The organism is Paenibacillus sp. 01T431 (assembly GCF_056398625.1).
Window position 1 is genome coordinate 1 of the sequence record NZ_JBFTPT010000067.1, and the last position, 515, is coordinate 515.

The 515-nt window shown below is 64.6% G+C and carries 1 protein-coding gene; it reads right to left on the reverse strand.

Annotation, left to right across the window (positions count from 1 at the left end; all coding sequences use genetic code 11):
* On the reverse strand, window positions 1–515 hold a 515-nt coding region (locus AC1DM9_RS34460), incomplete at both ends, for an ABC transporter transmembrane domain-containing protein (protein WP_477584507.1).

The window sequence follows — 515 nt, forward strand, 5'->3', positions numbered from 1 at the left end:
CTGCTTCACGCGCGGCGTGAAGTACGCCAGGGCGGCGATGTAGCCGGCAATCCACAGGATCAGCGGGATCATCAGCCGCCAGTCCGCCTCGGCGAACAGGATCAGCGCGCTGATGGCGTAGATGATCACGTGCCAGAGCGCATCGAGCGCATGCACGGCCGAGTCGCGCAGCGAGACCCCGGTCTGCATGATGCGCTGGGCAATSCGCCCCGCGAAGTCGTTCTGGAAGAACGACAGGCTCTGCTGGAGCASGTAGCGRTGGTTCTGCCAGCGGATCAGGTTGGCCAGGYTSGGGTTGATGACCTGATGCASCAGSAYRTCGTGCAGGCCGAAGAACAGCSGMCGCAGGATCAGCGCCACGAAGGCCATCCACAGCARCTCGTTCTGATGGCGCGCGAAGAACTGCCCGTCCGGCGCGCCCTTGGCGAGATCCACGATGCGGCCGAGGAAGCTGAACAGCGACACTTCGATCAGCGCGGCGATCAGGCCCACCACCAGCAGCGCGAACAACACCC